General features: G+C 60.5%; 23 protein-coding genes. 9 read left to right on the top strand and 14 right to left on the bottom strand.

The genetic code is table 11. From position 1 onward, the window contains the following. Positions 1–2,085: a hypothetical protein gene (locus PH605_RS16155; RefSeq protein WP_104679558.1), complete on the top strand. Its 2,085-nt coding sequence runs from the start codon at positions 1–3 to the stop codon at positions 2,083–2,085. A gap of 89 nt (positions 2,086–2,174) precedes the next feature. After that, entirely contained in the window at positions 2,175–2,588 is a 414-nt protein-coding gene (locus PH605_RS16150; RefSeq protein ID WP_065655940.1) for a GNAT family N-acetyltransferase, read from the top strand. On the opposite strand, the gene PH605_RS16145 is transcribed toward PH605_RS16150, so the two are convergent. Next, a complete protein-coding gene (locus PH605_RS16145) occupies positions 2,585–3,538 on the bottom strand; it encodes a LysR substrate-binding domain-containing protein (protein WP_142845435.1) in 954 nt (317 codons plus the stop codon). The genes PH605_RS16150 and PH605_RS16145 overlap by 4 nt on opposite strands. Before the next feature lie 86 nt (positions 3,539–3,624). On the opposite strand from PH605_RS16145, the gene PH605_RS16140 reads away from it, so the two are divergent. After that, on the top strand, positions 3,625–4,590 hold the full coding sequence (locus tag PH605_RS16140; RefSeq protein WP_142845434.1) for an MBL fold metallo-hydrolase: 966 nt from the start codon (positions 3,625–3,627) through the stop codon (positions 4,588–4,590). A 59-nt stretch (positions 4,591–4,649) separates the two neighbouring features. Here the strand turns inward: PH605_RS16140 and PH605_RS16135 are convergent, their stop codons facing one another. Continuing rightward, a complete protein-coding gene (locus PH605_RS16135; RefSeq protein WP_142845433.1) occupies positions 4,650–5,963 on the bottom strand; it encodes an MFS transporter in 1,314 nt (437 codons plus the stop codon). A 322-nt stretch (positions 5,964–6,285) separates the two neighbouring features. Then, positions 6,286–6,855 carry a GNAT family N-acetyltransferase gene (locus PH605_RS16130; RefSeq protein WP_142845432.1) on the bottom strand — a complete coding sequence of 190 codons (570 nt, stop codon included), beginning with the start codon at positions 6,853–6,855 and terminating at the stop codon, positions 6,286–6,288. A gap of 296 nt (positions 6,856–7,151) precedes the next feature. On the opposite strand from PH605_RS16130, the gene PH605_RS16125 reads away from it, so the two are divergent. After that, on the top strand, positions 7,152–8,144 hold the full coding sequence (locus PH605_RS16125) for a glutathione S-transferase family protein (protein WP_125146623.1): 993 nt from the start codon (positions 7,152–7,154) through the stop codon (positions 8,142–8,144). Positions 8,145–8,160: 16 nt separating this feature from the next. On the opposite strand, the gene PH605_RS16120 is transcribed toward PH605_RS16125, so the two are convergent. Next, complete coding sequence (locus PH605_RS16120; protein ID WP_104679564.1) at positions 8,161–8,652, bottom strand: NUDIX domain-containing protein; 492 nt, start codon at positions 8,650–8,652, stop codon at positions 8,161–8,163. Positions 8,653–8,718: 66 nt separating this feature from the next. Between PH605_RS16120 and PH605_RS16115 the strand changes: the two genes are divergently transcribed. Beyond that, the gene (locus PH605_RS16115) at positions 8,719–9,669 is read left to right on the top strand and encodes a metallophosphoesterase family protein (RefSeq protein WP_142845431.1); all 951 of its coding nucleotides are present in this window, start codon (positions 8,719–8,721) and stop codon (positions 9,667–9,669) included. Positions 9,670–9,884: 215 nt separating this feature from the next. On the opposite strand, the gene leuA is transcribed toward PH605_RS16115, so the two are convergent. The 4 genes from leuA to PH605_RS16095 all read right to left on the bottom strand — a co-directional run bounded on the left by leuA (position 9,885) and on the right by PH605_RS16095 (position 13,618). After that, entirely contained in the window at positions 9,885–11,594 is a 1,710-nt protein-coding gene (leuA, locus tag PH605_RS16110; protein WP_142845430.1) for a 2-isopropylmalate synthase, read from the bottom strand. A 318-nt stretch (positions 11,595–11,912) separates the two neighbouring features. Next, positions 11,913–12,155, bottom strand: coding sequence for a type II toxin-antitoxin system BrnA family antitoxin (brnA, locus tag PH605_RS16105; RefSeq protein WP_170985846.1), 243 nt, complete (start codon positions 12,153–12,155; stop codon positions 11,913–11,915). Next, positions 12,136–12,405 (bottom strand): BrnT family toxin, encoded by a 270-nt coding sequence (locus PH605_RS16100; protein ID WP_137003859.1) that lies wholly within the window; start codon positions 12,403–12,405, stop codon positions 12,136–12,138. Before PH605_RS16100 ends, brnA begins: the two co-directional genes overlap by 20 nt. Positions 12,406–12,439: 34 nt before the next feature. Further along, on the bottom strand, positions 12,440–13,618 hold the full coding sequence (locus PH605_RS16095; protein WP_078051769.1) for a benzoate/H(+) symporter BenE family transporter: 1,179 nt from the start codon (positions 13,616–13,618) through the stop codon (positions 12,440–12,442). Positions 13,619–13,895: 277 nt separating this feature from the next. Here PH605_RS16095 and PH605_RS16090 point away from each other — a divergent pair, with 277 nt between their 5' ends. Further along, positions 13,896–14,978 carry an esterase-like activity of phytase family protein gene (locus PH605_RS16090; RefSeq protein ID WP_142845429.1) on the top strand — a complete coding sequence of 361 codons (1,083 nt, stop codon included), beginning with the start codon at positions 13,896–13,898 and terminating at the stop codon, positions 14,976–14,978. Positions 14,979–15,041: 63 nt separating this feature from the next. On the opposite strand, the gene PH605_RS16085 is transcribed toward PH605_RS16090, so the two are convergent. Beyond that, positions 15,042–15,686, bottom strand: coding sequence for an NrsF family protein (locus tag PH605_RS16085; protein ID WP_142845428.1), 645 nt, complete (start codon positions 15,684–15,686; stop codon positions 15,042–15,044). Next, the gene (locus PH605_RS16080; protein ID WP_142845475.1) at positions 15,683–16,231 is read right to left on the bottom strand and encodes a sigma-70 family RNA polymerase sigma factor; all 549 of its coding nucleotides are present in this window, start codon (positions 16,229–16,231) and stop codon (positions 15,683–15,685) included. Before PH605_RS16080 ends, PH605_RS16085 begins: the two co-directional genes overlap by 4 nt. Positions 16,232–16,416: 185 nt before the next feature. Between PH605_RS16080 and PH605_RS16075 the strand changes: the two genes are divergently transcribed. After that, positions 16,417–16,686 (top strand): pentapeptide MXKDX repeat protein, encoded by a 270-nt coding sequence (locus tag PH605_RS16075; RefSeq protein WP_003523062.1) that lies wholly within the window; start codon positions 16,417–16,419, stop codon positions 16,684–16,686. A 72-nt stretch (positions 16,687–16,758) separates the two neighbouring features. Here the strand turns inward: PH605_RS16075 and PH605_RS16070 are convergent, their stop codons facing one another. Further along, positions 16,759–17,340, bottom strand: a complete 582-nt coding sequence (locus tag PH605_RS16070; RefSeq protein ID WP_003523060.1) for an ATP-dependent Clp protease proteolytic subunit — start codon at positions 17,338–17,340, stop codon at positions 16,759–16,761. A gap of 236 nt (positions 17,341–17,576) precedes the next feature. On the opposite strand from PH605_RS16070, the gene PH605_RS16065 reads away from it, so the two are divergent. Both PH605_RS16065 and PH605_RS16060 read left to right on the top strand, forming a co-directional pair. Further along, positions 17,577–18,167: a HupE/UreJ family protein gene (locus PH605_RS16065; RefSeq protein ID WP_065655682.1), complete on the top strand. Its 591-nt coding sequence runs from the start codon at positions 17,577–17,579 to the stop codon at positions 18,165–18,167. Positions 18,168–18,267: 100 nt separating this feature from the next. Then, positions 18,268–19,011, top strand: coding sequence for a DUF2076 domain-containing protein (locus tag PH605_RS16060; RefSeq protein WP_142845427.1), 744 nt, complete (start codon positions 18,268–18,270; stop codon positions 19,009–19,011). A 24-nt stretch (positions 19,012–19,035) separates the two neighbouring features. Here PH605_RS16060 and queF read toward each other — a convergent pair whose 3' ends face one another. The 3 genes from queF to PH605_RS16045 form a co-directional block, all read right to left on the bottom strand. Then, a complete protein-coding gene (gene queF / locus PH605_RS16055; RefSeq protein WP_142845426.1) occupies positions 19,036–19,500 on the bottom strand; it encodes a preQ(1) synthase in 465 nt (154 codons plus the stop codon). Between the two features lie 16 nt (positions 19,501–19,516). Then, complete coding sequence (locus PH605_RS16050) at positions 19,517–20,419, bottom strand: cation diffusion facilitator family transporter (RefSeq protein WP_080857066.1); 903 nt, start codon at positions 20,417–20,419, stop codon at positions 19,517–19,519. Between the two features lie 155 nt (positions 20,420–20,574). Further along, on the bottom strand, positions 20,575–20,976 hold the full coding sequence (locus tag PH605_RS16045) for a glyoxalase superfamily protein (protein ID WP_078051762.1): 402 nt from the start codon (positions 20,974–20,976) through the stop codon (positions 20,575–20,577). Positions 20,977–20,995: the final 19 nt, after the last annotated feature.

The raw sequence follows: 20,995 nt of genomic DNA, 5'->3' as shown, positions 1-20,995 counted from the left end.
ATGACATTGACCTTCGCTCCCTTCCTGCCGTGGATCGTGATCGCCGTTCTGGCCGTCGCCGCCCTTGCCCTCTCCTTCATAGGCCTGTGGCGCGGCGTGCGCGGCGCATGGCTGCGCGGACTGGCGCTCGCTGCCCTGCTTGCGGCCATCGCCAATCCGCTTTTGACGCAGGAGGAGCGCGAGCCGCTCTCCACCATCGTGCCCGTCATCGTCGACCGTTCGCAGAGCCAGGACGTGCAGGACCGGCCGCAGATGACGGACACGGCGCTGAATGCGCTGAAAGACCGGCTCTCCCGCTTCCCGCGCATCGAGCCGCGCATCGTGGAGGTGCGCGATGATGGCGAAAGCGATTCACCCTCGACGCAGCTTTTCTCGGCGCTCTCCTCCGCCGTTTCCGATGTCTCGCCTTCCCGCGTCGGGGGCGCGATCTTCCTCAGCGACGGCCAGATACACGATATCCCGAATGCCCTGCCCAATGCCGAACAGGCGCTCGGCTTTCGCGCACCCGTGCATGGGCTGATCACCGGCAAGGCCGATGAGTTCGACCGCCGTATCGAGATCGTCCGCGCGCCGCGCTTCGGCATCGTCAATGAGGAACAGCAGCTGACGCTGCGCGTCTTCGATGATGGTCGCCCGGCAGGCGGCGGTGCGGCGGAAGTGACGGTGAAGATGAATGGCGAAGAAATCGCCACGCTGCAGGCGACACCCGGCCAGCCGACGCCGTTCAACTTCAAGGTTCCACGCGGCGGCAACAATGTCATGGAATTTTCCGTCGCCGAGCTTCCCGGCGAAGTGACGGCTGCGAACAACCGCGCCGTTCACCTGATCGAAGGCATTCGCCAGAACCTGCGCGTGCTGCTCGTCTCCGGTGAACCCCATGCCGGCGAACGGGCGTGGCGTAACCTCCTGAAATCCGACGCCTCGGTCGATCTGGTACATTTCACCATTCTGCGCCCGCCGGAAAAACAGGATGGCACGCCGATCAACGAACTCTCGCTGATCGCCTTCCCGACCCGAGAATTGTTCGTCGAAAAGATCGAGGATTTCGACCTCATCATCTTCGACCGCTATCAGCATCGCGGCGTGCTGCCGATCCTCTATTACGATTACATCGCCCAATATGTCGAAAAGGGCGGCGCGCTCTTGATCGCCGCCGGGCCGGAACATGCCGGTCAGGATTCGATCGCCATGACGCCGCTCGCCTCCGTGCTGCCGGCGCAGCCGACGGGTCAGGTGCATCAGGCCGCCTTTTATCCGCGCCTTTCGGAAGCGGGCAAGAAACACCCCGTCACCCGCGGGCTGGAAGGTTCGGGCAACGAGCCGCCGCAATGGGGCCGCTGGTTCCGCACCATCAGCGTCGACCCGCCGCAGGGCCAGACCGTGATGCTGGGCGACGGGCAGGACCCGCTTCTGGTGCTCAACCGTCAGGGCGAAGGCCGTGTCGCCATGCTGCTGTCGGATCAAGGCTGGCTGTGGGCGCGCGGTTTCGAAGGCGGCGGCCCACATGTGGCGCTTTACCGCCGCATCGCCCACTGGCTGATGAAGGAACCCGAGCTTGAGGAAGAGGCGCTGACGGCGCGCGCCAATGGCCGCACCCTGCAGATCACCCGCCAGACCATCGGCGACGATCCCGGTCAGGCCAGCGTGCGTTTCCCTTCCGGCAAGACGGAAAACATGGCCTTCACCAGCACGGAGCCTGGTCTTTACAGGATCGAGCGCCGCATGGACGAAACCGGGCTGTTCGAGATCAAAAACGGCGATTTCACCACCCTCGTCCATGTCGGCGCGGTGGATGCGCCGGAATTCAAGGCGATGATCTCGACCACCGAAACGCTGAAGCCGCTGGCCGATGCCACCAAGGGCAGCGTGCACCGTGTCGCCGACAATTCCGGCCGTATCGCGCTGCCCGATATATTGCCCGTGCGCGGAGATATCAGGGTTGCCGATGAGGATCGCATGCTGATACGCATGACCGACGAGACGGTGCTGAAAGGCGTCAACACCCTGCCGCTCTTTGCCGGTTTTGCCGGGCTTGCCGCCCTGCTGCTCGCCTTCTCCGCGCTGTGGTGGCGTGAGGGCCGGTAAGGGCGTTTCCAGCGAAGAGCTTAAGGCGCTTCAAGTCTCGGAACGGAAAACGGGAAACGGCCGCCGCCCGGCGGCCCGGGAAGATGAACATGAATTTCGTTTTGAGCGACGTCGCGGATGCAGAGGCCGAAAAGGCCATTCGCGATCCGCTGGTGGCCTATAATCTCGCCCGTTTCGGCGAAAGCGACAAACGCGAACTCAACATCACCATCCGCGATGACGACAATACCGTCACCGGCGGTCTGGTGGGCCACACCGCTCGCGGCTGGCTTTACGTGCAGCTTCTTTTCGTGCCGGAGGCCATGCGCGGTCAGGGCACAGGCCCGAAGCTGCTTGCCATGGCGGAGGAAGAAGCCAGAAAACGCGGCTGCATGGGCGCCTATATCGACACGATGAACCCGGATGCCCTGAGAACCTATGAGCGCTACGGTTTCACGAAGATAGGCTCGCTTGGCCCCCTTTCCAGCGGCCAGTCGATCACCTGGCTGGAGAAGCGGTTCTAGGCCGCAATCCCCGATACCCCACCGTCGACCGTTCGGCCCATGGCCTCACGGATTTGCTGGCGAAGCCATACGGCTCCGGCATCCGCGTCAGTTTGCAATGTCCAGACCATGGCGACGGGCGGGAAACTCAGCGTCACCGGCACCGGGCTTATTTCCAGCCCCAGCATTGGCGCATAACGCAGCGCGATGCGCGAGGACACGGTCGCCAGCACCGCCGAGGATCGCGCCGTTGCCAGCACCGAGAGGAAATCCGGCGCGGCCGCAACGACATCGATTTCCAAGCCGCTCAGTTCCAGCGCATCCTTGATGCAGCCATGCAGGCTGTCCGTCTGCGATATGACCGCGTGTTTCGCCTCCATATAGGCGTCCAGTCCGACGGGATTGGGCAGATCGAGCAAAGCCGGGTTGAAACAGCAGAGCACGCTGGAGGAATAAAGCGGCTCGCAATGGTGGCGCTGCTCTTTCGAGTAGGTGCATCCGACCGCCATGTCGATCACACCCGTATCCAGCATCGCGGTAATTTCCTGCTCCTGCCCGCTGCGGGCCAGAATGCGAATACCGGGCGCGATCTCCCGCAGTCGCGCCGTCAGATCCGGCAAAAGCAACAGCTCCACCTCGCTCGACATGCCCAGCCGGAATGTGCGGCGCTCCGTCGCCGGATCGAACACATCCGCCGTCAAAACCGCCGCCTGCGCCTGCCTGAGCGCCTGCCGCACCGGGCCGGCCAGATGGAGCGCCCGCGCCGTCGGCTTCATCTCCTGCCCCACGCGGATGAAAAGCTCATCCTGAAACAGGGTCCGCAAAGTCGAGATATTATGGCTCATGGCCGGCTGCTGGATTTTCAGCCGCCGCGCAGCACGCGTCACGTTCATTTCCTCCATCATCGCATCGAAAGCGATGAGAAGATTGAGGTCGAAGGAACGGAGATTGAAATGATCGATAGTTTGCATAAGTCACATCGATTTGATTGCTGACGTCCCTACACTTAGCTGGAGTGCGGAAAGTTTCAAGACGTTCCCTAACTCAGGAGCCTTTAATGCCATCACGTCGCTCACTTCTCAAAGGCGCCGCCAGCGCCATCTTTGCAGCCCCTTTCATTGCGCCCTCCCTCGCCTTTGCCAAAGCGCCGCTCGCTGCCACACAGGCAACCGGCTTCTACAGGCTGATGGTCGGCAAGGTGGAAGTCACCGCGCTGTCGGATGGCGTCGTCGCGCTGCCGCTTGCAAAACTTTACAGCAACACGACACCGGAACACGCATCCAAGGTTTTGCAGAAAGCCTTCCTGCCGGACGAGACGCCGACCTCCGTGAATGCGTTTCTGGTCAATACCGGCGACAGGCTGGTGCTGATCGATGCCGGCACCGGCACCTATCTTGGCGCGAGCCTTGGCAAGCTTGTCGCCAATATCGAAGCTTCGGGCTACAAGGCCAGTGAGATTGACGACGTCATCCTCACACACATCCACACCGACCATTCCGGCGGACTGTCGGCGAATGGCAAACGCGTTTTTGCCAACGCGACCCTGCACGTCAACAAGCGCGAAGCCGCTTTCTGGCTGGATGAGGCAAAGGCGAAGGCAGCGCCCGAAGCGATGAAAAAATATTATGCCGAAGCGAGAGAGAGCATCCAGCCCTATATCGATGCCGGCAAATTTGAGAGCTTTACCGACAACGCCGCGCCGGTTCCCGGTCTTGGGTCGATCCTCTATGCCGGCCACACACCAGGCCACAGCGCCGTCGTTCTGGAAAGCGAAGGCCAGAAAATCGTCTTCTGGGGCGATATCACCCATGGCAATATCCTCCAGTTCGATGAGCCTGACGTGGCAATCGAATTCGACGTCGACCAGAAGGCCGCCGTCGTGGCGCGTGATTTGGCATTCAAACAGGCGGTAGAGGGCAAATATCTGGTGGCCGGCGCGCATATCGCCTTCCCCGGCATCGGCCATGTGCGCACCGACAGCACCAATTACGATTGGCTGCCGGTCAACTACACGGCGCTGTAAGGTGCAAAACAGTGCGGCCTGATCCTCAACGGGTCAGGCCATTGCGCGGAAACGACGCGTCAGGTCAGCGCCACCTGCCGGGTTTCCGCATTGATCATCGTCGCCGCAATGGCGGCAAGAACCAGCAGCCCGGCAAAAATGCCGATTGCGACGCCAAAACCCTGCGCAATCGCATAACCGAGAAGAGACGGCGCTAGCAGGCCGCCAAGCCGTGCCATGGCGCCCGCTGCTCCCATGCCGGTTGCGCGCGATTCGGTCGGATAAAGCTCCGGCGTAAAGGCATAGAGCGCGCCCCAAGTGCCGAGAAGGGCAAAACTCATTATCAGCAGTGAAGCCGCAATCATGACGCCCCCGGCCGCGAGCGTGAACAGCAGGCAACCGAGCGCAGACAGCAGGCAGAAGCCGATCAGCGTCGGCTTGCGGCCCCATTTTTCAACGCCATAGGCGGCAAGCGCATAACCCGGGATCTGCGCCAATGCCACCAGCACCAGAAACCCGTAACCGCGCACGAAACCGAACCCGTCTCCGGCCAGTTTCGCCGGCATCCAGGTGAAGACGCCGTAATAGGAAACGGAAACGAGGAACCAGATGGCGAGGATCATGATGCTGCGCTGCCGGAGCGCCGGCGAAAATATCCCCTGCCCTTTGCCAACGTCAGGCTGGAAAAGCCCGGTCCCGGCATCGAGCGGCGGGCGCCCATTCGTCACCAGCATGCGGTTGACGACGGCCTTGGCCTCCTCCAACCGCCCGCTGCGCAGCAGGTAAAGCGGCGATTCCGGCACCAGAAAACGAAGGCCAAGGCCGAGAAGCGCCGGAAAAGCCGTCACCGCGAATATATACCGCCACGAATCTGCGACGCCGGCAAGGCTGGCGCCCCAGGCCGCCAGCGCCACGATCAGCGTGCCGACAGCCCAGAAACCCTCCAGAAAGACCAGCCAGCGGCCGCGATTCTTGGCGGGCAGGAATTCGGCCATCATCGCATAATCCACCGGCAGCGTGCCGCCCACGGCAGCACCGGTGAGAAAGCGCAGAACGAGCAGAATAGTGAAATCAGGCGCGAATACCGAAAGCACACCGAACAGCGCATCGCAGGCCACGGTGACGATCAGCACGCGGCGACGCCCGTAACGATCCGCCAGCCGCCCGAAACCGGCAGCACCCAGCAGCATGCCGAAAAAGAACGCCGTGCCAGTCTGCAACGCCTGCGGCACCGTCAGCCCGAAGGTTGCGGCAATCGAGGCGGCGGTGAAGCCAACCGCAAGAACCTGCATGGCATCCGCCGCCCAGACAAGGCCAAATATGCCCATCAGACGCCGTTGATAGGCGCCTGCGCCCGCGCGCTCCAGCGCATCATTCATGGTGATTGCCGTCATGTCCGCCCCCTTGCAGAAATCGACTTTCCCTAGCTATCGCATGGGGGAAGGAAACGGAATTGAATTCTGTGGAGGGAGACGCGCTGTTTCGAGACAGACTACCGGACGATAGATTTTACCACACGAGGATTGGCACGGCAGTCTCGATGGTTCCCGTAATTCGCAACATCCCTTCCGTCACCCCGGATTAGATCCGGGGTCCAGCCAGCCCAAGTCCTTGGGCTGAAAAAAGATTCTTTCGCCGCGCCGACGCGCGTCGGCTGGATTCCGGCTCAAGGCCGGAATGACGGAAGGGATAGTCTCATGGTGAGAAGAAAAATCTTCACCCGTAAACCCTGAGCGGCTCCTCAAAACCCTCATCTTCCGCCGTGGCGGCCGGCATCACGGCCTCGCATTTGCGCCAGCCGATCTTGCCCTTCAGCCGCTGGTGCACGTCGTCGCCAATCGGCACGACGAGCACGCGGTTCGGGTCCACCGGGCCGGGAAAATCGAGCGCCGCATAAGCGACCTTCTCGAAACCGAGCGGCATGTAATAGGGCGGATCGCCGATCAGGATCACCGCTTCGGAGCCCTTTCGCCGGGCGGCGGCAATGGCGATCCGGACGAGTTCCCGGCCGATGCCCTTGTTCTTGTGCGAGGGCCGAACCGCAAGGGGCCCGAGCATATGGCCCTTCACCCCGCCCGCCAGAACCGGCGTCATGCGCACCGAGGCAATGGTTTCGCCATCATCGGCGCAGACGAAGGACAGCGACCGGTCATGCGGCCCCTGCTCACGAATGCGCGCTGCGGCACGGGTATGCCTGCCGGGACCGAATGCTTCTTCGTTGATGACGTCGATGATGTCGTCGTGCGACGCGTCCTCGGTGAGGTAGACAAGATCGTGCTTGGACATGAAGAGACCGAAACTTCCAGAATGCGGATGCGACAATAGATGACGGCTGCGCCGGTAAGGGCGTTCAGGAGCGTCAGCGTCGTCGGAGCATCCGTGGTTCGATCATAGTCAGCAATTTCCTCAGATTTGTGAAAATTGCAGTTATCAGGAAAATTCTCACCCGTCCAGAACAAATCTCTGCGCTATCCCATTCAGTTTCCACAGGACCGGAAACGCATTGTTCAACGCCTTGCGGGTTCGCGGAAGAGTGCAGAACGGTTAGGATCGCTCAAAAGGAAACAATTAAGGAGATCGTCATGGGCATGCTGGTGGAAGGCGTATGGAAAGACGTCTGGTATGACACCAAGGAAACCAAGGGGCACTTCAAGCGTAGCGCCTCGCAATTCCGCAACTGGATCACAGCGGATGGCGCACCCGGCCCTTCCGGAGAAGGCGGGTTCGAGGCCGAGAAGGACCGTTACCACCTCTATGTCTCCTTCGCCTGCCCCTGGGCGCACCGCACCCTGATTTTCCGCAAGCTCAAAAAGCTGGAAGACCTGATTTCCGTCTCCGTCGTCGATCCGCTGATGCTGGAAAACGGCTGGGAATTCAAGCCTGAGGGCGAGCGCACGCCGGGCGCGACCGAGGATCGCCTCTTCGGCTCCTCCGCACTCTGGCAGGTCTACACAAAGGCGGACCCCAAATATTCGGGGCGCGTCACCGTGCCGGTGCTCTGGGACAAAAAGCGCGGCACCATCGTCTCCAATGAATCGGCGGAAATCATCCGCATGTTCAATTCCGCCTTCAACGATCTCACCGGCTCGCAGGCCGATTATTATCCCGAAGCGCTACGCAGCGAGATCGACGCACTGAACGACGTGATCTACGACACAGTCAATAACGGCGTCTACAAGGCCGGCTTCGCCACCACTCAGGATGCCTATCAGCAGAATGCCGTAAAAGTGTTCGAAACGCTGGATATGCTGGAGGATCGCCTGAAGGACCGGCGTTTCCTGTTCGGTGCGGAACAGACGGAAGCGGACTGGCGCCTGTTCACGACGATGGTGCGGTTTGACCCCGTCTATGTCGGCCATTTCAAATGCAATATCCGCCGCATCCACGACTATCCGCACCTGACGGATTACCTGCGCGATCTTTACCAGACGCCGGGCGTGCCGGAGACGGTGGATATGCGCCACATCAAGGAGCATTATTACCGCAGCCACCGCACCATCAACCCGACCGGCATCGTGCCCGTCGGCCCGGAACTGGACCTGACCATGGCCCATGGCCGCGAGGCGCTCTCCTGACGGAGAGCCGCCGCCGCTACCAGTGATCGGCGATCGCCGCTTCGCCGGCAAGCTCGGCGAGGCGGCGACGGGTGGCGGCCGTCACCCCTTCCGGCAGCTCCGACAGGTCGAAAAAGCCGCTTTCGGCAATTTCATGATCCGGCTTTTTCGGTTTGGTCTGGGTGACGTCAAGCCGGTAGAGCGCAACATGATCGCGATTGCTGCCTTCCAGATTGAGATAGACATGGAAAAGCTCCGGCCTGGAAGCTGCTTCGAGATTGCCTTCCTCGCGGATTTCCTTGTGCAGCGCCACGAGCAGCGTTTCACCACGTTCCACCCCGCCGCCCGGCAGATACCAGCCCGGCAGATAGGTGTGCCGCACCAGAAAAATTCTGCCCTTTTCATCGAAACAGGCCGCACGCACGCCAAGGGTGGCGCCGCGCGTGAACAGAAAAACGAAATGCAGAAAACGGATGAAGACACGCATATGGAACGGACGGGCCTGCCGCCCGGTTGTTTCGTCATTCACCCTTGTTTCTCCCCGCCTGCCGGCTTTCATTGGACGCGCGGCATATCATAGGTTATCTCTGCCGCCATGTTCAAACTTGCGCATATTTCAGACGTCCATTTGGGGCCACTGCCAAAACTCACTTTCCGCGAACTTGCATCCAAGCGTATCACCGGTTTTGTCAACTGGCACCGCAACCGCCGCAAGCATCTCTTCACCGATACGCTGGAAAAACTGCTCGACGATCTGGAGACAAAGTCACCGGACCATCTGGCTATTACCGGCGATCTCGTCAATCTTGCGACCGGGATTGAAATCCGCGCCGCCGCCGACTGGCTGGAGGAGGTGGGCGATCCCGAAAAAACCTCCGTCGTTCCCGGCAATCACGACGCCTATGTTTCCGGCGCGCACGACAAGGCCATGCAGGCCTGGTATCCCTATGTTCGTGGCGATGGCGATCCGCCGGAATGGGACGACGACCGCAAGATTTTCCCCTATATGCGCGTGCGCGGTCCCGTCGCACTCATTGGCTGCTCCACCTCGATTGCGACACCGCCCTTTTCGGCAACCGGTTATTTCGGCAACCGGCAGGCCCGCGCCACGGCGGAGCTCTTGAAAAAAGCCGGTGAACAGGGGCTGTTCCGGGTGGTGATGATCCATCACCCGCCGATTCGGGGCGCTTCCCCCACCCACAAGCGCATGATCGGCATCCGCCGTTTCGCAGCGGCGCTGGGCGTCGGCGGCGCGGAACTCGTGCTGCATGGCCATACCCATCTCAACACGGTCTACTGGCTGAATACGCATCATGGGGAAGACCACATCCCGGTCGTCGGCATTTCCTCCGCCAGCCAGGGACCCGGCGGTGAAAAACCGCGCGCGGCCTATAATCTCTTCCATATCTCCGGTGGCCCCGGCACATGGAACGTCGCCTGTGAGCGTCACAGCCTCAATGAGACGGGTACGGGCGTGGCGCTGGAGGATGTGCGGGTGTTTTATGAAAACGGGCGGCCGCTGGGGTTTTCATTGCGGGTGGAATAGCGTTCGCTACCGTGAGGTTGGAGCGTGTGGCTTCACCCCCCTCTGCCCTGCCGGGCATCTCCCCCTCAAGGGGGGAGATCGACTCGTGGTTAGGTCTCGCCCATCTCAACGTTTGCGAATGAAGTGGCGGTAGCGCCTCCTGCTGATCTCCCCCCTTGAGGGGGAGATGTCCGGCAGGACAGAGGGGGGTGCCCTGCCCCACCCTCAAGGCCCACTTACCTCGCCCGCTCTTCCAGCACCCGATTGGCCGCCGAAACAATCGCCTCCAGCGACGCCGCTACGATATTCGTATTGACGCCTGCCCCGAACAGCTTACCGCCCGGATGCTCCATCTCGACATAAGCGATGGCCGAAGCGTTCGAGCCATGCTGCAGCGAATGCTCGGAATAATCATTTACCGACAGGTCAATGCCGAGATAAACCGACAGCGCATTGATGAACCCGTCGATCGGGCCGGTGCCCTTGCCCTCGATGCGCTTCACCTCGCCATTATCGGTGATTTCGGCAGCAACGATGCGCACGCCCTTGAAATCGCCGGCCGGATAGGTGTGGTGATCGACGAATTTGATGCGCGCATTCGGCTGCGTCACGTAACGCTCGATAAAGCGCTCGTAGATGCGCTTGGCCGGCAGTTCGACACCCTCTTCATCGGTGATGCGCTGAATATCCTCGCGGAATTCCACCTGCAGGTTGCGCGGCAGGTTGATGCCGTAATCCTGCTGGAGAATATAGGCGATGCCGCCCTTGCCGGATTGCGAGTTGATGCGGATGATCGCCTCATAGGAGCGGCCTACATCCTTCGGATCGATCGGCAGATAGGGCACTTCCCAGACCGGATGGTTGGCGACCTTGATCGCCTTCATGCCCTTGTTGATCGCATCCTGATGCGAGCCGGAAAAGGCGGTGTAAACCAGCTCGCCGACATAGGGGTGGCGCTCAGGGATCGTCATCTCGTTGGAATATTCATAGACCGCCTTGATGCGCTCGATATCGCGGCAATCCAGCTCCGGATCGACACCCTGCGTATACATGTTCAGCGCCAGCGTCACGACATCGACGTTACCCGTGCGTTCGCCATTGCCGAACAGCGTTCCTTCGACACGGTCCGCACCGGCCATCAGGCCCAGCTCGGTCGCGGCGATTCCGGTGCCACGGTCATTATGCGGATGCAGGGAGATGATGACGTTTTCGCGATTGTCGATATTGCGGCACATCCATTCGATCTGGTCGGCATAGATGTTCGGCGTCGCCATTTCCACCGTCGAGGGCAGGTTCAGGATCAGCTTGTTGTCGGCCGTCGGCTTCACCACCTCGACCACGGCGTTGCAGATTTCCAGCGCCACTTCCAGCTCGGTGCCGGTAAAGCTCTCGGGCGAATATTCGAAGCGGTAACCGCCGCCAGCCTTCGCCGCCATATCGGTGATCATCTTGGCTGCATCGACGGCAATCTGCTTGATGCCGTGCACATCCTTGCCGAACACCACGCGGCGCTGCAATTCCGAAGTGGAATTGTAGAAGTGGATGATCGGCTTGTTGGCGCCCTCCAGCGCCTCGAAGGTGCGGGTGATCAGCTCCGGGCGGCATTGCACCAGCACCTGCAGGGAGACATCGTCAGGCACATTGCCCTCTTCCACGCACCAGCGGGCGAAATCGAAATCCGTCTGCGAGGCGGAAGGAAAACCGATCTCGATTTCCTTGAAGCCCATTTCCAAGAGCAGCTTGAACATGCGGGCCTTGCGGTCGTGACCCATAGGGTTGACCAGCGACTGGTTGCCGTCGCGCAGGTCCACCGAACACCAGATAGGGGCCTTATCGATGGTCTTGCCCGGCCATTTACGGTCGGGGATATTGATGGTGGGATAAGGGCGATACTTCACGCTCGCGTCAGCCATGCCCTTGGAAATATTGGTGATCTTGCCGTCCATTTCGCTTCCTCCATGCGCGGTCCGCGGGCGTCTTTCGCCATCGGCGGATGCGCGGCCCTTCAGGGCCTAAATCCAGTATAAAATGAGATTTCGAGATGAGGAGCGTTAGCGCCAGCGGGCTTTCGGCCGCCGGGCGCTCCTCACTGGACCCGGCAACCGCGTGTAAGGTCGAGGCTAAGAAGCGAGAGTGCACCGCACGGCGAGGCCTTCGCAGAAATCTGCGCGCTCATGCCAAAAATGGTTGCGATGCTGTTGCTCATGGCGATGTGTATAAACAGCGGCTGGCGGTCTGACAAGTGATCTTGTGCCGTGCGCCGGTTATTTTCCCTGCCTGCCGCTCTCCAGCCTTTCGGCAATCCATTCGGCCATCAGGGATTGTCGTGTCCTGCCAAGGCGCACCGCTTCCGCATCTACTTTCCGCAAAAGCTTTTCAGGCAGATCGATATCGACATGCACCATTTCCAGTCCCGGACGGCTTGCCTTGGACCAGTCGAGATAATCGTCGATGTCTTCGCCATCGTCGAATTTCCTGTCAAATTCTTCAGCGCTGATCGTCTTCATAACGCTGCCTTTCCTTGTCTCTGGAACGCCTGACGGAGATGATACGCAACCGGTCATTTCTGTAAGTGTAAATGGCGCTCCAGCACTTTCCGCGTAATTGGGCGACCATAATATACCGCTCTTCCGACGTGGTTTCGAGAGGAACGACGAGTCTTTTCTCGTCCAGCCAAAGCGCTCTTGCCTCGACGAAATCTATTCCGTGTTTGTCTTTGTTACTTTCACTTTTGGCAGGATCGAATTCGAAATCCATAAATAGTATTTCTTTAAAACAATAAGCTCCCTATCTAACCACGCTTCACCATTCGCTGCAACGCCATCATCAGCCCGCCGCCGATCAAGCCCCAGAAGGCCCCGGAAATGCCGCCAAAGGAAAGGCCGGAGGCCGTGATGAGGAAAGTGATGGCCGCCGCCTCGCGGGTTTCCGGCTCCCTGAAGGCTGCGACAGCGGAGCCGGAAAAGGCGCCGACCAGTGCCAGCCCCGCCACCGCCTGAATGAGGATGGGCGGCGCCAGCGCCACGAAGGCGGTGACCACGCCCGCCAAAAGGCCAAAAATAATATAGCCGACACCGCCGATGATCGCCGCCCAGTAACGCCGCTTTGGATCGGGATGGGCGTCCTCGCCAGCACACATGGCAGCCGTAATCGCCGCAAGATTGACGGCATGGCCGCCAAAAGGTGCGGAAAGCAGCGAGAAAAAGCCGGTCGAGGCGAAAAGCGGTCCGGGCTGCGGATCGTAATGATTGACCTTCAGCACCGCGATGCCGGGAATATTCTGCGAGGCCATGGTGACGATGAAGAGCGGCAGCGCGATGGAGACAACCGCGTGGAGACTGAAGACGGGCGTTACCCACTCCATCGGCGGTGTCAGCGATTGCGCTACGCTGTCCAGCGCACCCGCCGGAATTTCGACGCCAAAAATCATCACCAGCACGAAGGCGGCAAGGGCGGCGGGCACGGCGAACAGCCGTTTGAATGCTCCCACCACGATCCAGGCGAGGATGATGGGCAATCCCAGCGCCGGGTTGAAGCCGATGGCCTTGATGGGCGCAAAACACAGGCCGATGATGACGCCAGAGAGCATGGCATTGGCAAGGGGCGCTGGAATGGAGGCGACCGCCTTTCCCAGGGGCCGGAACAGGCCGGCGATGATAATCAGGATGGCGCAGATGATGAACCCGCCGACGGCCGCCGGAAAGCCGCCCTCAATGACGCCGGTGGTCGCAAGCAGCGCCGCACCCGGTGTCGACCAGGCGATGCTGATGGGTAGCCGCGTGGCGGCGGAGAGAATAATGGCGCAAAGCCCCATCGCCACCGAAAGCGCCATCAGCCCCGACGCCGCCTCGAAATCCGTCGCGCCGACAGCTTTCAGGCCCTGCAGCACGACGGCGAAGGAGCTGGCGAAACCGACAAAGGCGGTGAGGCAGCCCATGAACAGGCTCTGAACGGAAAAATCTTTCAGCATGAAGCACTCTGCGGCCTGCTGTCTGTCGCAAACAACCGCAGCGGTCCGCATTGGCGACAGGCAGAAACAAAACTGAAGCGTGACGCGCGAATCCGGGGATGGCGACACGCTTTGGATGAAGCGTGATTATATTCAGGATCAAAAAAGACGCCGCTTGGCAAGATGAGCCGCCAGACTTCAGGTACGGCAGCATGGAAAACGTCATCAAAGTTTAGCGGCACGGCGCTAATCCTCGCTGCACCACAACCGGTCATCCGCCACAAGAGGGACCCTCGCCATGCTCCGCATCGTCACCACCGTCGCCTGCTGTTTTGCGGCTTTGCCCGCCGCGGCCCAGACCCCGCCGCCGCCGGCCTTTCTCGGCCAGATCGTCGTTCCATCAGGCCTCTCCATCGATGGCGTCACCTTCGGCGGCATTTCCGATCTCGCCTTTGACAGCGAAACCGGGCGTTATCTCGCAATTTCCGATGACCGCGTGGAAAAAGGACCGGCCCGTTATTACGAGCTGGAGCTGACTGTCGCGGAAGGCGCCGCCACGCTCAACATCGCCGCCACGCGCGAATTGAAGGACGAGACCGGCGCTGCTTTTGCGCCGAAGGGCATCGATGCGGAAGGCATCGCGCTCGACCGCAAGGGCGGCAAGCTCTACTGGTCCTCCGAACGCGACCTGAAGAACCAGCCGGCGCTCTACGTCTCGGGCCTCGACGGCAGCAATGTGAAGCGGCTGGAACTGCCAAACGCCTATCTCGTCGATGACGCCAAGACCAGGGGCGTACAGAACAACCTCGCTCTCGAAGGCCTGACGCTGATGCCCGGCCGGCTGATCGCCGCCACCGAAAATGCGCTCACCCAGGACGGCCCCAAGGCGACCCCGCAGGCGGGCAGCCCGGCCCGCATCCTCGTCATCGACACAGCGACGCTGAAACCGGTCGCCGAGCACGTCTATGTAACCGAGCCTATCTCTAAGACGCCGACAGCCGCCGAGCCGAAATATAACGACAACGGCCTTTCCGCCATCGCGGCCCTGCCGGATGGCCGTTTCGTCGCTGTCGAGCGCAATTTCGCTTCCGGCGTCGGCAATCACATCCGCTTCTTCATCGCCGACATGTCCCGCGCCGACAATATTCTCGGCAAGGACAAGATCGATCCCGCATCCGTGGCCGCCGTATCCAAATCGGCCTGGTTCGAAATCAACGAAGGCGATTTCGGCCTCGATATCGACAATATCGAAAGCTTCGCTTTCGGCCCGGTGGTGGATGGCAAGCAGCTCTTCGTCATCGCTTCCGATGACAATTTCAACACCGGCAAGCAGTTCACCCAGTTTGCAGCTTTCGCAATTCCCGCCAATCTGGGTCAGTGAAATCCACATGAAGCAGAATGCCGGTTCTGGACCATGTCCGGGCCGGCATCGGCAATCATGCCTTCACCAGCGGAGCAGACGTGAACCGGCAAAAGCGCCGATGATGCCGGTCAACAGGATGCCCAGCGAATACCAGATCAACACGAAAGCCATGCCGTTTTCGGTGCAGAACCACGAATAAACCCATGCCCCGGCCGCACCTGCTGCGATGCCCGAGGCAAAACCCGCAAGCCTGGGATCAGCGGGAGCCGAACGCCTGAGAACCGAGAAATTCGCGATAAACAGCGGCAGCGCGAAAGCAACGATCAAAAACGGGCAATGCAGCGCCGACGATCCGAGAATGAGGGTCCTGTAGGTGCCGGGCACGGCAAATCCAAGCTGGACGAGCGCGATGACCGCCATGGCCACGAAAATCACCGCAAGCCACGCAAACAGGCCACCCCTGTCGCCGTCCGGCCGCGCAAGACGCATGACGGCGAAAAATGCGGTCACGGCCAGCAGGACATTATAGGCGGATTTGACCCAGAAACCCGGTTCGGTCATGGCGTCATTCATATCGCTGCGCAGCCCCAGAATGACGACCATCAGCAGCAGCGAAACGCCGAGCGCGGGCAAGGCGGCGAGCGCCAGCCTCCGCTCCAGCGCAAAAGCTCGTACGGGTTTCAGATCGCCCGCCAGTTGGTCGATGATGTCTTCCGTCTTCCTCACGTGTCCCCCCGCAACTTTGCCGCCAGGACTTTCAGCGTTCTGTGAATACCGACCCTCGCCGCAAGCTCGGTCTGGCCGGATTTTTGCGCCGCTTCGGCAATTGAGTGACCTTCGAGCTTCACCCTTCGAATGAGATCCCGCTGCCGTTCCGGTAACTCATCAAGCAGCCGCTCCACATCCATGCGGGCCGTGACCGCATCGACGGACGGTTCCGCCTCCAGCGTTTCATCGAGTTCCACTTCCGCCAGCACGCGCGCACCCCGGCCCCGATAGTGATCAATGAGCTTGTAGCGCGCTATCGAAAAGAACCAGGCCGTAAAGGGTCGCGCACGGTCATAGGTCTCCCGCTTGGCGTGAAGCGAAAACAGGGTTTCCTGCACAAGATCTTCGACATCGCCTCTGGCAGCTGCTCCCATGCGCCGGCCGTAATAGGCGATCAGCAGCCGTCTCAGGGCATGAAGCAAATGCCTGTAGGCGCCTTCGTCCCCATCGAGGGAACGCAGCATCAGCATTTTCAGTGTTTCTTCCGAAGGGCTGCCTGTCATCGTCACTATCGGGTTATTCGCAATCGGCAGGATAGTGTTACATAGTGGCTTTAAAAAAATCTCGCCCGAACTTGTCGTCACAAGCGCGTGAAGATGTAACGGCCGGCCGTTCCCGGCCGAATGGACAATCGTGAGCCCCGGCACGATGCCGGCGGACATTCAACGACGTCCAGAGGAGACCCTTCATGACCCGCATTTTCACCGCCATTGCCGCCGCTTCCCTTCTGTCCGCTCTTTCCTTCGCAGGCATCGCCCATGCCGACAGCATGAAAACCGATACGATGAAGAAGGATACCATGCATAACGACACCATGAAGACGGAGACGATGAAAAAGGATGGCATGTCCATGACCGGCAAGAAGGCCAGCAAAAAGGACTGCATGCACAAGGCCGGCATGGAAATGGACAAGATGAAAAAGGCCGACATGATGAAGGCCTGCGACATGATGAAATAACACCGGCCTGAAAGGAAAAAGCCCGCACCGGTTTTCACCGATACGGGCTTTCTCAACTGAAAAATCGAAAACTCAGAGTTCCGACTGGCTTTCGACGATCTTGCCGACGAGGCCGTAGTCCTTGGCCTCTTCCGCACCGAGCCAGTAATCGCGATCGATATCCTTGGCGATCTTTTCTTCGCTCTGGCCGGTGGCCTTGGAGAAGATCTTGATCAGGCGCTGGTTCATCTTGATGATTTCGCGGGCCTGGATTTCGATGTCGGACGCCATGCCGCGCGTACCGCCGGAGGGTTGGTGCAGCAGGAAGCGGGTGTTCGGCAGGCAGAGGCGACGTTCCTTCGGCACCGAAACGTAAATCAGCGCGCCGGCGGAAGCGACCCAGCCCGTGCCGATGATATAGACCTTCGGCTTGATGAACTTGATCATGTCATGGATGGAATCACCCGATTCGACATGGCCGCCCGGCGAATTGACGTAAACGCGAATGTCGTCGTCGCTGGCGGCGGCGAGAGCCACGAGCTGCGTGCAGACCTTCTGCGCCAGTTCCTGCGTGATGCCACCATAGATGAAGATCGAACGCGACTTGAAAAGATTCGCTTCCGTTTCCTTGCCGATCGGCAGTTCCTTGCTCTTGTCGTCTTCGTCTTCGTTCATCAACGGCTCTCTCCAGCAAAATTCGTGCATGCCCTTCGGACATAGTGCGACTTGTTACGTAAGGCAATGAGAGAAAAAGGCAAGGTTTGCCCGCCAACAATAAACAGCACCCCCGGCAGATGACGCATGGACAGCCTGTCTGCCTTCGCGATATCTTTGACGCCTCATTGCAGCGCCGCCTGCTGCGGGAAGCCCCAAGATTCCGTTGCGGACGGCCATAATTTCAAGAGGGAACCATGCTGAAAAGACTAAGCCTCACTGCCGCCGCACTGGGCGTTACCGCCCTGCCCGCTTTCGCGCATTTGAACCCGGAAGAACACGGCTCCTTCATGGCCGGTGTCTCCCACCCGTTCTTCGGTGCGGATCACATTCTGGCGATGGTGGCCGTCGGCATCTGGGCCTCGCAGATCGCCGTGGCGCAGGGCGACCGCAAGGCGCTGTGGATCGTGCCTTCCGCCTTCGTCGGAACCATGGCCGCCGGCTTCCTGATGGCTGTTTATGGCATCGGGCTTCCCTTCGTCGAACCGGCCATTCTCGCCTCCGTCATCGGTCTCGGCCTGCTCGTTGCCATGGCGGCAAGGCTTCCGACGGCAGCGGCGGCGGCCGTTGTCGGTGCTTTCGCGCTTTTCCACGGCCACGCCCATGGCGGTGAACTCGGCAGCGCCGGCGCGCTTCAATTCGGCATCGGCTTCATGATCGCCACCGCCATCCTGCATGCGGCCGGCATCGCGCTCGGCCTCGGCATTGCCCGTTTCGGCTCGGTCGCAAGCCGCACGGTCGGCGCGTTGACGGCGATTGCGGGTCTCTCGCTCGCCTTCGGCGGTTGACGATCATTACCGAAATTTAAAATTCGGGCTGCTTTGAAAAGCCGGAATTGAGGCCTACCTCCTTATCGTGGATTTTCGCTTCACGGTAAGGAGGCATCATATGTCACCGGAAGAAAGCCAGCTTCTCAAGGCCCTGTTCGACAGGACCAGAACCGCATCCGCCACCCCGCGTGACCGCGAGGCGGAAACATTGATCGCAGACGCCGTGCGCGATCAGCCCGCAGCTCCTTATTATCTCGCCCAGGCGGTGATCGTTCAGGAAAAGGGTCTGGAGGCGGCAGCAGCCCATATCAAGCAGCTCGAAGACCGTATCCACGCGCTGGAAAGCGGCAATAGCGCCCCGCAGGCCGCAGCGCAGGGCGGCTTTCTGAGTTCCATCTTCGGAACCGGCCAGTCACAGCCGCCAGCGCCGACACCCGCCCCTGCCCCGCAAACCTCATGGCGCAACGATACCGCCGGCCAGACGGCGGGTCCCTGGGGATCGCCAGCCGGCCAGCAACCCGGCGGTCCCTGGAGCCAGCAGCCCGCCGCATTCGGGCGTTCTTCCGGCGGTGGTTTTTTGCAGGGGGCGCTCGGAACGGCCGCAGGTGTCGCCGGCGGCATGCTGCTCGCCAATTCGCTGAGCGGTATTTTCGGCAGCCACATGTCGTCGCTCGGCCTTGGCTCGCCCTTCGGCGGTGGCAATGCCGCGGGTAACGCGCCTGTCGAGGAAACCGTCATCAATAATTATTACGGCGACAACACCAGCCCCCAGAACAACGACGACGACGACATCCAGCAGGCCGATGACGACAGCGCCGACGACGCGGATTTCGATTCAGGCGACGACGGTTCGTTCGCCTGAACCTTTAATCTCGTAGAAGCCGGATCAGCCGCGACCGCGATAGGTGGGAACGCCCTGATCCGGCAGCCACACGCCCTCGGGCACCGGTCCGGTCTGCCAGAAGACGTCGATCGGAATGCCGCCGCGCGGATACCAGTAAGCGCCGATACGCAGCCATTTCGGCTGTAACAGGTCCACCAGCCGCCTGGCGATATAGACCGAGCAATCCTCGTGGAATGCACCGTGGTTGCGGAAGGATTGCAGGAACAGCTTCAGCGACTTGGATTCCACCAGAAAGTCGCCGGCGATATAGTCGATGACGATATGGGCGAAATCCGGCTGGCCGGTCATCGGGCAAAGCGAGGTGAATTCGGGTGCGGTGAAGCGCACCACGTAATCGGTGCCGGCATTGCCGTTCGGCACCTTTTCGAGAACGGCCTTTTCCGGGCTCTCTGGCGTATCGACCTTCGTGCCCAGCTGCGACAGGCCGGAAACATCCGTCACGGACATGGAAAACTCCTGTTTTTCAAACAATCACTTTGACGCCATGCGCCTTTTCGCCTTCCGGCTCGACGTGAATGGCAAGGCTGGCGCCCGGTATGACGTCCCTTATGGCATCTTCAAGGCGGTCGCAAATATCATGCGCCTCGCGCACCGTCATGACAGCAGGGACCACGACGTGAAAATCGATGAAGGCGGCCGAGCCGGCCCGGCGTGTCCTCAGATCATGGACGCCAATGACGCCGCCGCAATGTTCGGCGATGGCCTTCTTGATCGCCTCGTCCTCTTCCGGCTCCACGGCCCGGTCCATCAGCCCGCCAAGCGAATGCAGAATGACCTTGGATCCCTGGAACAGGATGTTGATGGCCACCAGAATGGCGAGCAGCGGATCGAGAATGGCATAACCCGTCAGCAGCGCCAGAACGAGGCCGACGAGAACGCCTGCCGAGGTCACGACATCGGACATGATGTGATGGCCGTCGGCGGCCAGTGCCGGTGAGGCGTGTCTTTTGCCGACACGAATCAGGATCGTCGCCCATATGGCGTTGATGACACCCGCCGCCGCATTGATGGCAAGACCAAGGGCCGGTGCTTCCGGCAGCCTCGGGTTGAAAAGACCGCCCCAGGCTTCCTGCACGATCAGAAGCGCGGCAACGACGATCAGCACGCCCTCCACGACGGCGGAAATATATTCCGCCTTGTGGTGGCCGAACTGGTGGTCGTCATCGGCGGGCTTCTGCGCATAACGAATGACAAAATAGGCGATGAAGGCCGCGACCACGTTGACGGTCGATTCCAGACCGTCCGATAAAAGCGCGACCGAGCCCGTGACCCACCAGGCCACGAGCTTGAGGCCCAGCACGCCGAAAGAAAGCGGAATGCTCCAGAATGCGAGCTTCCGGACCAGCGTATTGCCTTCACTGTTCATTTTTGCCCCCGTGCGGATGCGAACGAATTGCATGACCGATTGCCAAAACGCACGAACCGCGCGCACGGGGTCTCCGTGCGCGCGGTTCGCTATTTGCGCGTTCTATCGTTCAAACGGAGAACAAGGTCAAGGGCCTTGCGCTCAGGCCCAAAACATCACTCTCCGCTTTTCTGCTCACAGAAACGAATGCGGTTGCCGAACGGATCGGTCACTTCCATCACATCACCCCATGGCAGTTCTTCAACGCCCGGCTTCATGAAGCGATAGTCTTTCGCCGCCAGTTCCTGTTGATAGGCGTGAACGCCGTGCATGGTGGCGAAGATGTTGGAGCCCGGCGTCGCATCGCCGTGATGGCCGCTGAGATGAAGCCCCATTCCGGCCCGTGAAACCTGCATGTAAAGCGGGAAATTATCGCCGAAGCGATGTTCCCAGTCGACCTCGAAACCGAGAAAATCGACATAAAACTCCCGCGCCTTGGCCTCGTCGAAAATTCTGACGATCGGGAATATCCGCCCGAAGCCGATGTCTCCAACAGTCCGCTTCCCGGCATCGCCCATGCTGCCCCAACCCTTTTCC

Origin of the sequence: Agrobacterium sp. CFBP 3001, assembly GCF_027871605.1 — a bacterium.
GTDB classification, from domain to species: Bacteria; Pseudomonadota; Alphaproteobacteria; order Rhizobiales; family Rhizobiaceae; genus Agrobacterium; species Agrobacterium leguminum.
Note: the sequence above shows the minus strand (reverse complement) of the source record. Positions and strands in the feature narration are given on the sequence as shown.

Coding starts and splice junctions, on each gene's coding strand:
- PH605_RS16155 (WP_104679558.1), top strand. CDS start 1: ATGACATTGACCTTCGCTCCCTTCCTGCCGTGGATCGTGATCGCCGTT.
- PH605_RS16150 (WP_065655940.1), top strand. CDS start 2,175: ATGAATTTCGTTTTGAGCGACGTCGCGGATGCAGAGGCCGAAAAGGCC.
- PH605_RS16145 (WP_142845435.1), bottom strand. CDS start 3,538: ATGCAAACTATCGATCATTTCAATCTCCGTTCCTTCGACCTCAATCTT.
- PH605_RS16140 (WP_142845434.1), top strand. CDS start 3,625: ATGCCATCACGTCGCTCACTTCTCAAAGGCGCCGCCAGCGCCATCTTT.
- PH605_RS16135 (WP_142845433.1), bottom strand. CDS start 5,963: ATGACGGCAATCACCATGAATGATGCGCTGGAGCGCGCGGGCGCAGGC.
- PH605_RS16130 (WP_142845432.1), bottom strand. CDS start 6,855: ATGTCCAAGCACGATCTTGTCTACCTCACCGAGGACGCGTCGCACGAC.
- PH605_RS16125 (WP_125146623.1), top strand. CDS start 7,152: ATGGGCATGCTGGTGGAAGGCGTATGGAAAGACGTCTGGTATGACACC.
- PH605_RS16115 (WP_142845431.1), top strand. CDS start 8,719: ATGTTCAAACTTGCGCATATTTCAGACGTCCATTTGGGGCCACTGCCA.
- leuA (WP_142845430.1), bottom strand. CDS start 11,594: ATGGACGGCAAGATCACCAATATTTCCAAGGGCATGGCTGACGCGAGC.
- brnA (WP_170985846.1), bottom strand. CDS start 12,155: ATGAAGACGATCAGCGCTGAAGAATTTGACAGGAAATTCGACGATGGC.
- PH605_RS16100 (WP_137003859.1), bottom strand. CDS start 12,405: ATGGATTTCGAATTCGATCCTGCCAAAAGTGAAAGTAACAAAGACAAA.
- PH605_RS16095 (WP_078051769.1), bottom strand. CDS start 13,618: ATGCTGAAAGATTTTTCCGTTCAGAGCCTGTTCATGGGCTGCCTCACC.
- PH605_RS16090 (WP_142845429.1), top strand. CDS start 13,896: ATGCTCCGCATCGTCACCACCGTCGCCTGCTGTTTTGCGGCTTTGCCC.
- PH605_RS16080 (WP_142845475.1), bottom strand. CDS start 16,231: ATGACAGGCAGCCCTTCGGAAGAAACACTGAAAATGCTGATGCTGCGT.
- PH605_RS16075 (WP_003523062.1), top strand. CDS start 16,417: ATGACCCGCATTTTCACCGCCATTGCCGCCGCTTCCCTTCTGTCCGCT.
- PH605_RS16070 (WP_003523060.1), bottom strand. CDS start 17,340: ATGAACGAAGACGAAGACGACAAGAGCAAGGAACTGCCGATCGGCAAG.
- PH605_RS16065 (WP_065655682.1), top strand. CDS start 17,577: ATGCTGAAAAGACTAAGCCTCACTGCCGCCGCACTGGGCGTTACCGCC.
- PH605_RS16060 (WP_142845427.1), top strand. CDS start 18,268: ATGTCACCGGAAGAAAGCCAGCTTCTCAAGGCCCTGTTCGACAGGACC.
- queF (WP_142845426.1), bottom strand. CDS start 19,500: ATGTCCGTGACGGATGTTTCCGGCCTGTCGCAGCTGGGCACGAAGGTC.
- PH605_RS16050 (WP_080857066.1), bottom strand. CDS start 20,419: ATGAACAGTGAAGGCAATACGCTGGTCCGGAAGCTCGCATTCTGGAGC.
- PH605_RS16045 (WP_078051762.1), bottom strand. CDS start 20,976: ATGGGCGATGCCGGGAAGCGGACTGTTGGAGACATCGGCTTCGGGCGG.